Source organism: Streptomyces longisporoflavus (assembly GCF_014649775.1).
In the GTDB taxonomy this organism is placed as follows: domain Bacteria; phylum Actinomycetota; class Actinomycetes; order Streptomycetales; family Streptomycetaceae; genus Streptomyces; species Streptomyces longisporoflavus.
The window spans coordinates 21,092-33,322 of sequence record NZ_BMTR01000037.1; the positions used below are offsets into that span (position 1 = coordinate 21,092).

A 12,231-nucleotide genomic window follows, 5' to 3' on the forward strand; every position below is an offset into this window, starting at 1 on the left:
GAGGACCACCATGACATCGCGCCTGCTGACCCATCTGCGGCACGTCGATCTGGCCGTGCCCGACTACGACAAGCAACTCGACTTCTACGCCGGCGTGTGGGGCCTGACCAAGGTCGAAGAGGATTCCGGCATCTCGTTCCTGGCCGCGGAAGGATCGCCCGAGCAGTACGTGGTGCGGCTGCGCAAGGCCGACGAGAAGCGACTGGACCTGGTGTCCTACGGTGCCGCATCGGCCGCGGACGTCGACACCCTGGCCGAGCGGCTGCTGGCCGGCGGCGTGCAGCTGCTCGGCCGGCCGGGAACGGTCGACACCCCCGGCGGCGGCTACGGTTTCCGGTTCTTCGACGTCGACGGTCGCACCATCGAGGTCCTGGCCGATGTCGCCGTGCGCCGGCACCGCAAGATCGAGGAGAAGGAGGCCATCCCGGTCAAGCTCTCCCACGTCGTCCTCAACTCCCCCGACCTGGACCGCACGCGCCAGTGGTACGAGCAGCACCTGGGATTCCGCCTCTCCGACACGCTGTCCTCGCCGCACATGGGCGAGGTCATGCACTTCATGCGGATCTCCAACCAGCACCACTCCATGGCCCTGGCCAAGGGCCCGCACACCGCCCTGCACCACATCTCCTTCGAGATGCGCGGCCTGGACGAGTACATGCGCGGCTCGGGCCGCGTGATGCGCGCCGGATTCCGGAAACTGTGGGGGCCCGGCCGCCACCTGGCCGGTGACAACACCTTCACCTACTTCCTCGACCCGCACGGCAACACCGTGGAGTACACCACCGAGCTGGAACTCCTGGACGAGGACACCTGGCATCCCCACGTCTACGACTTCTCCAAGCCCGAAGTCACCGACCAGTGGGGCACCGCCAACGCGATGAACGAGATGGTCGCCAAGGAGTCCTTCAACGACGTCGACCGCGGCGTGTTCATCGCCCCGCCGGTCTGACCGATCCGACTCCCGGGGGCGTGCCGGTCTCATCCGTGCCCTGATCAGCACCGGCACGCCCCCGGGTCCGAGCGAAGGCAGCTGCCTCCCATGCGCTTTGTCACCTACCAGCACCACCACTCCGTGCGGGTGGCCGTCCTCGAAGCGGACGGCACCCTCTTCCCGCTCCCCGGCGTGCGATCCCTGACCGAGGTCATCGCGGCCGGCGGCGGCCTGCCAGCCCTGCTCGAACGGGGCGCGGAGGCCCTGGACGTGCCGCCCGGCCCGAACGTGGCCGACGTACGGCTCCTGCCGCCGCTCCAGCCCGCCTCCCTGCGCGACTTCGTGACCTTCGAGGAACACGTCGAGGGCGTGCGCCGTGCCGTCAACGGCGTCAGCGGAGTGCCCGAACAGTGGTACGCGGCCCCGACGTTCTACTTCAGCAATCCCCACGCGGTGCTCGGCCCCCAAGACGCCGTCCCCATGCCGCCGGGCTCCGATGTCCTGGACTTCGAACTGGAGGTGGCCGCCGTCATCGGCCGCGAGGGCCATGACCTCACCCCCGAGCAGGCCCGCGACCACATCATCGGCTACACCATCCTCAACGACTGGTCCGCACGCGACCTGCAATCCGCCGAGATGAACGTCGGCCTGGGCCCGTGCAAGGGCAAGGACACCGCCAACAGCATCGGTCCGTGCCTGGTCACCGCCGACGAGCTCGAGCCCTACCGCGACAGCGAGGGCTTCCTGCGCCTGGCCCTGACCGCCGAGGTCAACGGCGTGGTCGTCGGCCGCGATCTGCTGTCCAACATGAGCTGGACGTTCGAGGAGATGGTCGCCTACGCCTCACGGGGGACCCGGGTCGTGCCGGGCGATCTGCTCGGGTCCGGCACCTGCGGCAACGGCGGCTGCCTCGCCGAACTGTGGGGCGTGCGCGGGGAACAGACTCCGCCGCCCCTCAAGCCCGGCGACACCGTCGCACTCACCGTGGAAGGCATCGGCACCCTGTCCGTGCCCGTGGTGCCGGGCGTGGCCCCGGTTCCGCTTCCCGCGGGCCGACGCCGCCTCCGGGAGCGGCCGTGAGCGACCCGCACCCCCGCCCCCTCCTGGGCAGGGTCATCGTCGTCACCGGCGCCGCCCGCGGCCAAGGAGCGGCACAGGCCAAGACGCTGACGGCGCACGGGGCGCGCGTCATCGCCGTAGACGTGAGCGAGGCCGAGGACTGCCGCCTGCTCGACGTCACGAACCAGCGGGCGTGGCGAGAGCTGGCCGATGAACTCGCGGGCGCCCACGGGCACATCCACGGGCTGGTCAACAACGCCGGCATCACCTGGCGTGCCCGCCTCGCGGAGGTACGGCCCGAGGACTTCGAGCGCGTCCACCGCGTCAACGTCACCGGGCCGCTGCTGGGCATGCAGCATCTGGCGCCGCTGATGCGCTCCGGGGCCTCCATCGTCAACGTGGGCTCGTCCGCCGCGCTCACGGCGCACTACCCGGTCGCCTACACCTCCAGCAAGTGGGCACTACGAGGCCTGGCACGGGCAGCCGCCCTGGACCTGGGACCGCGCGGGATACGCGTCAACACCGTCCACCCCGGGTTCATCGAGACCGAGATGACGGCCTCCGCGGCCCCCGCCTTCCGGGAAGCCAACCTGCGCGAAACCCCGCTGGGGCGCACCGGAACCGTCGACGACGTCGCCGCGGTCGTCGCGTTCCTGCTCTCGGACGCCGCCTCGTTCATCACCGGCGCCGATCTCCCCGTCGACGGCGGGCTCACCGCGCACGGCGGCGTGAAGTCCATCTCGGACGCCCTGGACGCGGCAGGTGCCACGCCGTGAGACGGCTGGAAGGCAAGGTGACACTGGTCCCCGGCTCCGGCCGCGCTCTGGGCCGTGCCGCCGCACTGCGCTTCGCCGCCGAAGGCGCTCTCGTCGTCGGCGGCGACAGCGACCACGCCTTGGCCCTTGAGACCCAGCGCCTCATCGGCCGGGCCGGCGGCATCGCCCTCAACCCGGTCGAGCTGGATGCCGCCGACCCCGACAGCGTCCGGGCGTGGGCCGAGGAGGCAGTGGCCGCCTTCGGCGGCATCGACGTGCTGTTCGCCCACGCCGGTGCCGTGCGCTGCGGCCACATCGAAGAGCAGTCCTTCGCCGACTACACGGCCGCCGTCCGGGCCCAGCTGGACCCGGTATGGCTGTGCGCGAAGGCCGCCTGGCCGCACCTGACGCTCGGTGACGGCTGCATCATCACGGTCGGTTCCGCCGCGGCGGTGGCCGGCTCCCCCGATCGCGGACTGGGCGCGCACGCGGCAGCCGCCGGCGGCATCGTCGCACTCTCACGCCAACTGGCCGCCGAAGGAGCCCCCGGCGGGATCCGCGTCAACTGCATCAGCCCCGGCGGCATCGACCCGGACGGCACCGACCCGGCCGCCCCCGCCGGAGGGGCCGAACGCGCTCCGCTGGGCCGCGCGGGGCAGCCGGACGACGTCCTCAACGCGGCGGTCTTCCTCGCCTCCGGCGAGGCTTCGTACATCACCGGGGCCCATCTCGTCGTGGACGGCGGCTGGTCGGCCGTGCGGCCCGGCTGAAAGGACATCTCATGGACAAGGTCAGTACCTCGGCCGCCCACGCGGTCGCCGCCATCCCCGACGGCGCGTCCCTTGCGGTGGGCGGCTTCGGCCTCAGCGGCATCCCGGACACATTGATCCGCGCCCTGCACGAGCACGGCGCCACCGGCCTGCGGGTGGTGTCCAACAACTGCGGCACCGACGGACACGGCCTGGGCATCCTGCTGAAGGCCGGGCGCCTTTCCCGTGTCACCGGCAGCTACGTCGGCGAGAACAAGGAGTTCGCCCGCCAGTACCTTTCCGGCGAACTGGAAGTCGAACTCGTCCCGCAGGGCACCCTCGCCGAGCGGCTGCGCGCCGGCGGCAGCGGCATCCCCGCCTTCTTCACCCCGGCCGGCGTGGGCACCCAGGTGGCCAACGGCGGTCTGCCCTGGCGCTACCGCCCGGACGGCCAAGTGCACACGGCGTCCCCGGCCAAGGAGACGCGCGCCTTCGACGGCTCGGCCTACGTCCTGGAGCACGGCATCACCACCGACTTCGCCCTCGTACGGGCCTGGCGGGGCGACCGGCACGGCAATCTCGTCTTCCGCAAGGCGGCCGCGAACTTCAATCCGCTCGCCGCCATGGCCGGCCGCGTCACCATCGCCGAGGTCGAGGAGCTGTGCGAGCCGGGCGACATCGACGCCGACGCCGTGCATGTGCCCGGCATCTTCGTCCAGCACGTCGTCGCGCTCACCGCCGGCCAGGCCGCGGCCAAGACCATCGAGAAGAGGACCGTACGCGCATGAGCACACCCACCGGCTGGACCCGCGCGCAGATGGCCGCCCGCGCCGCCCTGGAACTGCGGGACGGTTCCTACGTGAATCTGGGCATCGGCCTGCCCACGCTGATCCCCAATTACCTGCCGGCCGGTGTGCACGTCGTGCTGCACTCCGAGAACGGCATTCTGGGCACCGGCCCCTATCCCGACGAGGCCGCCCTCGACCCGGATCTGATCAACGCGGGCAAAGAGACCGTCACCGTGCTGCCCGGCGCCAGCTTCTTCGACTCCGCCACCTCCTTCGGCATGATCCGCGGAGGGCACATCGACCTCGCGGTCCTGGGCGCGATGCAGGTCTCCGCCGCCGGAGACCTCGCGAACTGGATGATCCCCGGAAAGATGGTCAAGGGCATGGGCGGCGCCATGGACCTCGTACACGGTGCGCGCCGCGTCATCGCGCTGATGGAGCACACCGCCAGGGACGGCAGCGCGAAGATCCTCCAGGAGTGTGCCCTGCCGCTGACCGGAGAGCGGTGCGTCGACCTCATCATCACGAACCTCGGGGTCCTCGACGTCACCGAGCACGGTCTTGCCCTGGTGGAGACGGCACCAGGTGTGACCGTCGACGACATCCACCGCCTCACCGACGCTCCCGTGCGTGTCCAGGCGGAATCGGCGGGCTGCTGAGCCGAGAGGGCCAGGAGCGCGGCGTCGCGCTCTCCCCCTCACCGAGAGCGCGACGCCGGCCCGGAACGGCGCTGCCGGCGCGGGTCAGGTTCGCGCCGGCACCGCCGTGGGTCCCCGCCGTCCCGCGGAGCGGCTGTGGTGCCGGGCGGCGGGGAGTCTCAGGCTGCCCGGTCGTCGGTCACCTGGTCGGACAGCTCGTGTCTGCCCGGTCCGACGGCAACGGCGGGGCGGTCGGGCAGGTGGACGATCGCCGTGCAGCCGGCGGGTACCGTCACCTCGACGCTGAGCACGCCCGCGGACAGTTCCCAGGCGATGGCGGCGTCACCGTGGGGGGTGGTGTGCCGGGCGCGGGCCCAGGTCAGTCCGGCGCCGGGGCGCGGGCGGAACTCGATGGTGCGGTAGCCGGGCCGGGTGGCGGAGATGCCGGCGACGACGCGGTGCAGCCAGTCGGCGACGGCGCCCAGGGCGTAGTGGTTGAAGGAGGTCATGCCGCCCGGGTTGAGTGTCCCGTCGGGGCGCATGCTGTCCCAGCGTTCCCAGATGGTGGTCGCGCCCATGGTCACGGTGTACAGCCAGGACGGGCACTCGGTCTGGGTCAGCAGCCGGTAGGCGGCGTCGATGTGGCCGGTGTCGGTGAGCGCGTCGCAGATCAGCGGGGTGCCGACGAACCCGGTCGCAATCTTGGCGTCGTTCTCGTCGACGAGTTCGGCCAGGCGGTTGCCCGCCTGCTCGCGCTGCTCGTCGGTGTCCAGGAGGTCGAAGACGAGCGCGATGGCGTAGGCGGTGGGGCTGTCGCTGGTCATACGGCCGGAAGCCAGGAGGTAGCGGCCGCGGAAGGCCCGGGCTACCTCGTCGGCCAGCAGGTCGTAGGCGCGCGCCGTGTCGCTCTCGCCCAGTTCCGCCGCGCTTCGGGCGAGGTGGCGGGCGGAGTGCGCGAAGTAGGCGGTGGCGACGAGGTAGCGGTCGGTGCGGGTGGCGGCCGGGTCGTCGGGCGGTGCGGCCGGGTCGAGCCAGTCCCCCAGCTGCCGGCCGCTGTTCCACAGGCGGCCGGGTCCGGCCAGTCGGGTTTGGAGGTCGACCCAGGCGCGGGCCATCGGGAAGTGCCGGCGCAGGAATTCGAGGTCACCGAAGCGCTGGTAGAGCACCCAGGGCGTGAGGGTGGCGACGTCTCCCCATGCGGCGCCGGGCTGGATCGGTGTCCACTGGGGTCCGCCGGGGATGACGGGGACGTACCAGGGGACGGTGCCGTCGGGCAGTTGTTCCGCGGCGACGTCGGTGAGCCAGGAGTCGAGCATGCCGGCGCAGTCGTACAGGAAGCTGGCGGTGGGGGCGAAGACCTGGATGTCGCCGGTCCAGCCCAGGCGTTCGTCGCGCTGGGGGCAGTCGGTGGGCAGGTCGACGAAGTTGCCGCGCATGCTCCATACGACGTTCTCGTGCAGCCGGTTGATCTGTTCGTCGCTGCACTCGAACCAGCCGGTGCGCCGCATGTCGGTGTGGTAGACGCGCGCCGTGATGTGATCCGGGGTCAGTTCGCCGCTCCAGCCGGTGATTTCGGCGTAGCGGAAGCCGTGGAGGGTGAAGCGCGGCTCCCAGGTGAGGGCGGCTCCGTCGAGGATGAGGGTGTCGGTGGAGACGGCCTCGCGCAGGGGGCGGGTGGCGAGTTCGCCGTTCTGCAGGACTTCGGCGTGGCGCATGGTGATGCGGGTGCCGGGTTTGCCTGTGGCGGTGATGCGGAGTCGACCGACGAGGTTCTGGCCGAAGTCGAGCAGGTAGCGGCCGTCGTCGGTGCGGGTGATGGTGCGCGGTGGTATCTCCCGGGTGCAGCGCACGGGTGGTCCCTGGGGGGCGGTCAGGGTGTGCGGGTCGCGGTGGTGGACGGCGACGGGCTGCCAGCCGGCGGTGGCGTGCCGGGGTGTGGACCAGGACGCGTCGTGGAGGCGCGCGTCGAAGGTCTCTCCCTCGTAGAGGCCGGTGGTGAGGATGGGGCCGGGTGCGGCCTGCCAGGTGGCGTCGGTGGGGATCGTGGTGGTGGTGCCGTCGGTGTGGGTGATTTCGAGTTGGGCGATGAGGGACTGGTCGGTGCCGTAGATGTTGCGGGTGCCGCCGTCGAAGCCGATGCGGCCGCGGTACCAGCCGTCGCCGAGCCAGGCGCCGATGGTGTTGGGGCCCTCGGCGAGATGGCGGGTGACGTCGTAGGTGTAGTAGCGCAGGCGCTGTCCGTAGACGGTCCAGCCGGGGGCGAGAGCGTCGTCGCCGACGCGCCGGCCGTTGATCTCGGCCTCGAACAGGCCGTGGGCGGTGATGTACAGGCGGGCGCGGGCGACGGTCTTGGCCAGGGTGAAGTCCCTGCGGACGCGGGCCGGCCGGCGGTCGCTGTCGGGGTTCTCCTTCCAGGGGGCGCCGACGGGCCGGGCGTGCCAGTCGGCGGGCTCGAGCAGGCCGGCTTCCACGGTGGAGGGGGCGCTCCACGGGGAGGGGGTCTCGGGGCCGTGCCAGGTGCGCACGCGCACGTGGGCGCGGGCGCGTGAGGAGAGGGCGGTGGTGGGCCAGGGGACGAGATGGCGGATGCCGGCGGCGATGCGGCCGGTGCGGTGGATGCGGCCGTCGCGGTCGATTTCCAGTTCGTAGGCCTCCTGGGGGGCGGGTGCGTCCGTGTGCCAGGACAGGCGGGGTTCGGGGATGCCGATCCCGAGTCCGTCACGCAGGTGCTCGAACGTGACGGGGGCGGGCTGAGAGGTCACAGAGGAGGGGCCTTCCATGAGGTGGGCGTGGTCACCGGGGGCGGTGGTGATCAGCCCTTGACGGCGCCGGACGTGAGGCCCTTCATCACCTTCTGGTTGAGGAAGAGGTAGATCACGAGCGTGCCGAAGACGTTGAGGCAGATCGCGGCGAACAGGGGGCCGTACTGGGTGGCGCCGAAGTCGCCGGTGAAGTTGAGCAGGCCGACCTGGATGGTGCGCAGGTCCTGGCTGTTGGTGAAGGTCAGGGCGATGAGGAGGTCGTTCCAGATGAAGAAGAACTGGACCAGGCCGACGGTGAGGAGGGCGTTGCGGACCAGGGGGACGCTGATGGTCCAGAAGGCGCGCAGGATGCCGGCGCCGTCGATGGTGGCGGCTTCGAACAGTTCGCGGGGTACGGACCGGTAGTAGGTGGCCATCATGAAGACGGTCAGCGGGAGTCCGGTGCCGGTGTACGTGAGGATGAGGGGCCACAGGGTGCCGGAAAGACCGGTCTGGAAGTAGACGGTGAACAGCGGCAGCAGGATCATCTGCGGGGGCACCATCATGCCGGTCAAAAACACCAGCAGGGTGAGGTTGCGCCCCTTCCACACCATGATCTGCAGGGCGAATCCGGCGGCGGTGCCGAGCAGCAGCATGAGGGCGAGTGCGGGCACGACGGCCAGGAGGCTGTTCTGGACGTACAGGCCGATGTTGCCGGTGGTCCACGCTTCGGCGTAGTTGCCCCACTCCCATGTGCTGGGCAGGCTCCAGGTGGAGTGGTTGAGGTAGTCGCTGTTGGACTTCAGCGACGTGAGGAACATCCAGGTCAGCGGGTAGATCTCGACGATCAGCAGCAGCGTGATGACGATCTTGACCCACAGGCGGGTGCCGCCTCGGCGGCGCGGGGCGCGCCGCGGGGCGGGGGTTCTGGGGTGGGTGGAGGTGCCCGTGGCCTGGGTGCGGGTGGTGTCGAGGGCCATGGGTTTCAGTCCTTCGTGAGGTCGCGCCGGGAGACGCGGAAGACGACCAGGGTCACCAGCAGGCACACGATGGTCAGCAGCAGGGCGATGGTGCTGCCGTAGCCGTAGTCGCCGTAGGTGAACGACGTCTGGAACATGTAGAGGGTCAGCGGTGAAGTGCTGTTGCCGGGGCCGCCGTTGGTCAGCGCGATGATCGAGTCGAAGGCCTTGAGGGTGCCGTTGATGCTGAAGATCAGTGAGGACATGAGTACCGGGAAGGACATCGGCAGCACGATGTGGCGGATCAGGCGCAGTCCGGCCGCTCCGTCCAGGCGGGCCGATTCCAGGACCTCGTCGGGGATGTCGACGAGTCCGGCGAAGAGCAGGACGGCGTAGAAGCCCATGGACCGCCAGATGTCCATGCCGATCAGGACCCAGAAGGCGTGGCCGGAGCTGCCGAAGAAGTCGATGGATTCGATGCCGACGGCGTTGAGCAGGGAGTTGACCGGTCCGGTCTGGGGGCCCACCTGGAAGAGGTTCTTGAACAGCAGTCCGACGGCGACGGTGGGCAGCACCACGGGGAAGAAGACGAGGGTGCGGATGAGCGCGGAGGCCTTCTTGAGGAAGAAGACGTAGAGCAGGGCCAGGAGGTAGCCGGCGACGACCTGACCGACGGTGACGGCGACCGCGTACTTGGCGGTGAACCACAGGGCGTGACGGACGTCGGGGTCGGTGAACAGGCGGTGGAAGTTGTCCAGGCCGTTGCCGGTGAACCCGTCGATCGTGTTGCCGCTGGTGAAGCTGTATCCCAGTGACCACAGCGTCGGGACCAGCATGATCAGGGAGTAGACGAGGAGGGCGGGGCCGAGCAGGAGCAGGACGGCCCGGCGGTCACCGAGGACGCGGTGCATGGGTGGAGTCCACTTCGTGAAGGAGGCGTGGGGCGGGGCGGGCGGTTCAGGCCCGGCGGGCCCGAACCGTCAGTGCGTGCGCCTCACTTGCTCGACAGGGCGTCCTGCACGGTCTGCATGAACTGCTTGGGGCTCATGCTGCCGCTGACCAGGCCGGCCGCGTTGGTCTGGCTGACCGTGGTGGCCTTGGTGCTGAAGAGGGCCTCGAACCACAGGACGTTCTGCTTGGAGTCGCTGATGGTCTTGCGGACCTGTCCGGTGACCTCGTTGGCGTCCTTGACGTCGGTGCTGGTCTTGAAGCCGGATATGGAGCCCTGGTCCTTGAGGGCGGTGCTGCCGTAGTTCTCGGCGATGCAGGTGACCCAGTCGCCGGTCTTGGCGTCGGTGTTCTTGCCCAGGGTGATGCCCAGGCCGACGTTGGAGGGGTACTGGTCGACGGAGCCCTTGCCGCCGGTGACGGCGGGGAAGGGCATGAAGCCGATGTTGTCGGCGCCCACCGTGTTCTGCTTCGGGTCGGCGATGTTGGTCAGCGCCCAGCTGCCCATGTAGAGCATGGCGGCCTTGCCGGTGAGGAACTGGTTGAAGGAGGTGTCGTAGTCGATGGAGCCGACGCCCTTGCCGAAGTAGCCCTTCTTGCCCAGATCGGCGACCTGTCGGGCGGCCTTCACGTAGGCCGGGTCGGTGAGCTTGGCCTTGCCGTCCTTGACGTCCTGCAGCGCGTCCGGTCCCAGGCTGCGGTACAGGTAGCCGCTGATGAGGCGGGTCAGCGGCCAGCCCAGCTGGCCCGAGGCGGAGAAGGGCTGGGTGCCCTTGGCCTCGAGCCTGGCCGCGGCCGCGGTCAGTTCGCTCCAGGTACCGGGCACCTCGATGCCGTTCTCGGCGAAGATCTTCTTGTTGTAGAAGATGCCCTCGATGTTGTACTCGTACGGCAGGACCTGCATCTTCCCGCCGTACAGGGCCTTGATGGTGGAGATCGCGGCGGGCTCGACCCGGTCGAGGACACCGAGCTTGTCGAGCTCCTTCTCCAGGTCTGCGATCTTGCCGGACTTGTAGAGCTGCTCGGTCAGGGCGGGGGCGTTGCCCGCGGCGAACTGCACGGGCAGCGCGTCCTGGCCCGCCAGGAGTTGCAGCTTCTGGTCGAGGCCGCTCTGGGGGACGCTTTCGACCTTCAGCGGCAGCGCCTTGTGCTCGTCCGCGCAACGTCCCTTGGACAGGGTGCCCAGGGCGGTCTTGACCGTGGAGTTCTCGTTGACGGTCAGGTAGCTGAAGTTCTTGGGAGCAGAGGCGGATCCGCCTCCGGTGCCACCGCAGGCTGCGGTGAAGAGGGCCAGTGCGGCGGTGCTCGCGGTCAGAGCGGCGAGCCGGCCCTTTTTTCTGGCGGCGGACGAGTCGGTGTTCACGGCGTGCTCCCAGTCATCGTTGAACGGAGGGTGCGGCGAGGCCTGCGGGAAGAGGCAGGGATGCAGCGGAGAGTTTGTATAACGTTCTCCACGCGAAGTGGCACCACAGTGCACGCAGTCCGCACCAACGTCAAGACATGACGGCGTAACATCGAGGAAAGCCCGCGCACATCTGGCGCTCATGGGCAGAAATCATGTAGACCGTTACATCATCGAGTGAGAGCCGAGGGCGCGCAGCATGCCGGAGCCTGAACAGAGAAAACGCGTGACCATCACCGACGTGGCCCAGCACGCGGGCGTGTCCACCGCGGCGGTGTCCAAGGTGCTGCGCAACGCCTACGGAGTCAGTGCGGCGATGCGGGAGAAGGTCCGCGCCTCCATGACCGCCCTCGACTACCGGCCGCACGCCGCCGCCCGCGGCATGCGGGGCCGCACCTACACGATCGGCGTCCTCCTGGACAACATCCGCAACACCTTCTTCGCCGACATCCTCGACGGTGTGCGCGACCAACTGCGCGACAGCGACTACACGATCATGATCGGTGCCGCCGGATTCGGCGCCCGGGACCAGGCTAAGGTCATTCGCTCCATGGTCGACCGGCAGATGGACGGACTGATCCTGATCGCGCCGGGCACCCCGCGCGAAGAAGTCCTGGCCGTCGCCCGCGACACCCCCACCGTGGTCATCGGCCACCACGACGCATCCGACGCCCACGACTCCGTCGCCGACGCCGACGCGGCCGGCGCCGCCCTGGTCGTCGACCACCTGGTCGCACTCGGCCACCGCGACATCGCCCTGGTCTCCTCCCCCGGCTCTCGCGCCAGCCACTGGAAACAGACCCCGGAGATCGAACTGACCCGCGGCTACACACAGGCCATGGAACGGCACGGGCTCGGCGATCACGTACAGATCTGCAAGGCGGCCTACTCCGACGAAGGCGGCCGCAAGGCGGGCCTGCACCTGCTGTCAGCCGCCCGCCGCCCCACCGCCGTCATGACGGGCGCCGACGTCGCCGCCCTGGGTGTCTGGCGCGCGGCCCACGACGTGGGCCTGCGGGTCCCGCAGGACGTCTCCATCGCCGGCTACAACAACACCGCCGTCGCCGACCTGGCCACCGTCCAGCTCACCAGCGTCGACCAGGCCGGACACGACATGGGTGCCACCGCCGCCCGCCTGCTCATCGAGCGGGTGGAAGGCCGGCGCGACCGTGCCGTGCAGGCCACCATGACCCCCCGGCTGGTGGTGCGCTCCAGCACCACCGCACCCACGGCCGCGCCCGAGCAGGTGTGACAACGGAGT

General features: G+C 70.0%; 11 protein-coding genes. 7 read left to right on the forward strand and 4 right to left on the reverse strand.

The genetic code is table 11. The features are described 5' to 3' along the window. The first annotated feature begins 10 nt into the window (after window positions 1-10). From IE226_RS38930 to IE226_RS38955, 6 genes are all read left to right on the forward strand, one after another. Window positions 11-949 carry a VOC family protein gene (locus IE226_RS38930; protein ID WP_190086252.1) on the forward strand — a complete coding sequence of 313 codons (939 nt, stop codon included), beginning with the start codon at window positions 11-13 and terminating at the stop codon, window positions 947-949. 90 nt (window positions 950-1,039) lie between these two features. Then, complete coding sequence (locus IE226_RS38935) at window positions 1,040-2,011, forward strand: fumarylacetoacetate hydrolase family protein (RefSeq protein ID WP_190086253.1); 972 nt, start codon at window positions 1,040-1,042, stop codon at window positions 2,009-2,011. Further along, window positions 2,008-2,766, forward strand: a complete 759-nt coding sequence (locus IE226_RS38940) for an SDR family NAD(P)-dependent oxidoreductase (RefSeq protein WP_190086254.1) — start codon at window positions 2,008-2,010, stop codon at window positions 2,764-2,766. Before IE226_RS38935 ends, IE226_RS38940 begins: the two co-directional genes overlap by 4 nt. Further along, the gene (locus IE226_RS38945) at window positions 2,763-3,515 is read left to right on the forward strand and encodes an SDR family NAD(P)-dependent oxidoreductase (RefSeq protein ID WP_190086255.1); all 753 of its coding nucleotides are present in this window, start codon (window positions 2,763-2,765) and stop codon (window positions 3,513-3,515) included. Before IE226_RS38940 ends, IE226_RS38945 begins: the two co-directional genes overlap by 4 nt. Before the next feature lie 11 nt (window positions 3,516-3,526). Continuing rightward, the gene (locus IE226_RS38950) at window positions 3,527-4,282 is read left to right on the forward strand and encodes a CoA transferase subunit A (RefSeq protein ID WP_190086256.1); all 756 of its coding nucleotides are present in this window, start codon (window positions 3,527-3,529) and stop codon (window positions 4,280-4,282) included. Then, the gene (locus tag IE226_RS38955) at window positions 4,279-4,941 is read left to right on the forward strand and encodes a CoA transferase subunit B (protein ID WP_190086257.1); all 663 of its coding nucleotides are present in this window, start codon (window positions 4,279-4,281) and stop codon (window positions 4,939-4,941) included. The genes IE226_RS38950 and IE226_RS38955 overlap by 4 nt, the downstream gene beginning before the upstream one ends. 158 nt (window positions 4,942-5,099) lie before the next feature. On the opposite strand, the gene IE226_RS38960 is transcribed toward IE226_RS38955, so the two are convergent. From IE226_RS38960 to IE226_RS38975, 4 genes are all read right to left on the reverse strand, one after another. After that, the gene (locus IE226_RS38960) at window positions 5,100-7,682 is read right to left on the reverse strand and encodes a family 78 glycoside hydrolase catalytic domain (RefSeq protein ID WP_229871838.1); all 2,583 of its coding nucleotides are present in this window, start codon (window positions 7,680-7,682) and stop codon (window positions 5,100-5,102) included. Between the two features lie 50 nt (window positions 7,683-7,732). Then, window positions 7,733-8,641, reverse strand: coding sequence for a carbohydrate ABC transporter permease (locus IE226_RS38965; RefSeq protein WP_190086259.1), 909 nt, complete (start codon window positions 8,639-8,641; stop codon window positions 7,733-7,735). Between the two features lie 5 nt (window positions 8,642-8,646). Next, window positions 8,647-9,531 (reverse strand): carbohydrate ABC transporter permease, encoded by an 885-nt coding sequence (locus tag IE226_RS38970; protein ID WP_190086260.1) that lies wholly within the window; start codon window positions 9,529-9,531, stop codon window positions 8,647-8,649. Window positions 9,532-9,614: 83 nt separating this feature from the next. After that, on the reverse strand, window positions 9,615-10,931 hold the full coding sequence (locus IE226_RS38975; RefSeq protein WP_229871839.1) for an ABC transporter substrate-binding protein: 1,317 nt from the start codon (window positions 10,929-10,931) through the stop codon (window positions 9,615-9,617). 265 nt (window positions 10,932-11,196) lie between these two features. Here IE226_RS38975 and IE226_RS38980 point away from each other — a divergent pair, with 265 nt between their 5' ends. Further along, window positions 11,197-12,222: a LacI family DNA-binding transcriptional regulator gene (locus IE226_RS38980; RefSeq protein WP_229871840.1), complete on the forward strand. Its 1,026-nt coding sequence runs from the start codon at window positions 11,197-11,199 to the stop codon at window positions 12,220-12,222. Window positions 12,223-12,231 lie beyond the last annotated feature (9 nt).